Origin of the sequence: Helicobacter pylori FD535 (assembly GCF_000296015.2) — a bacterium.
GTDB classification, from domain to species: Bacteria; Campylobacterota; Campylobacteria; order Campylobacterales; family Helicobacteraceae; genus Helicobacter; species Helicobacter pylori_CT.
Genome location: NZ_AKHP02000080.1, coordinates 1 through 1,275 on the forward strand (window position 1 = coordinate 1; position 1,275 = coordinate 1,275).

General features: G+C 47.6%; 1 rRNA gene. It reads left to right on the forward strand.

From position 1 onward, the window contains the following. Nucleotides 1-981, forward strand: a 23S ribosomal RNA gene (locus DV63_RS17455); the annotation flags it as partial. Nucleotides 982-1,275 lie beyond the last annotated feature (294 nt).

Genomic DNA, 1,275 nt, shown 5'->3' on the forward strand with positions numbered 1-1,275 from the left:
GCCGTAACTATAACGGTCCTAAGGTAGCGAAATTCCTTGTCGGTTAAATACCGACCTGCATGAATGGCGTAACGAGATGGGAGCTGTCTCAACCAGAGATTCAGTGAAATTGTAGTGGAGGTGAAAATTCCTCCTACCCGCGGCAAGACGGAAAGACCCCGTGGACCTTTACTACAACTTAGCACTGCTAACGGGAATATCATGCGCAGGATAGGTGGGAGGCTTTGAAGTAAGGGCTTTGGCTCTTATGGAGCCATCCTTGAGATACCACCCTTGATGTTTCTGTTAGCTAACTGGCCTGTGTTATCCACAGGCAGGACAATGCTTGGTGGGTAGTTTGACTGGGGCGGTCGCCTCCTAAAAAGTAACGGAGGCTTGCAAAGGTTGGCTCATTGCGGTTGGAAATCGCAAGTTGAGTGTAATGGCACAAGCCAGCCTGACTGTAAGACATACAAGTCAAGCAGAGACGAAAGTCGGTCATAGTGATCCGGTGGTTCTGTGTGGAAGGGCCATCGCTCAAAGGATAAAAGGTACCCCGGGGATAACAGGCTGATCTCCCCCAAGAGCTCACATCGACGGGGAGGTTTGGCACCTCGATGTCGGCTCATCGCATCCTGGGGCTGGAGCAGGTCCCAAGGGTATGGCTGTTCGCCATTTAAAGCGGTACGCGAGCTGGGTTCAGAACGTCGTGAGACAGTTCGGTCCCTATCTGCCGTGGGCGTAGGAAAGTTGAGGAGAGCTGTCCCTAGTACGAGAGGACCGGGATGGATGTGTCACTGGTGCACCAGTTGTTCTGCCAAGAGCATCGCTGGGTAGCTACACACGGATGTGATAACTGCTGAAAGCATCTAAGCAGGAAGCCAACTCCAAGATAAACTTTCCCTGAAGCTCGCACAAAGACTATGTGCTTGATAGGGTAGATGTGTAAGTGCAGTAATGCGTTTAGCTGACTACTACTAATAGAGCGTTTGGCTTGTTTTTTGCTTTTTGTATAAGATAACGGCAATAGAGCATGGATAAGTTACCACTGCCTTACTGAGTGTAAGAGAGTTGGAGTTTTATAAAGACTTTTATATTATAAACTTTGATTAGAATGAGATACTCTCTCAATGGTTTAAGATTAAGGGCTATTAACGATCTTCTTTGTTAAAAAACAGCTCCCTATAAAGAGAAAGGGGAGTTAAGGGTAAATGCGCTTTATCTTTAGCTCCCTTTTCCTTGTGCCTTTAGAGAAGAGGAACTACCCAGTTAACCATTCCGAACCTGGAAGTCAAG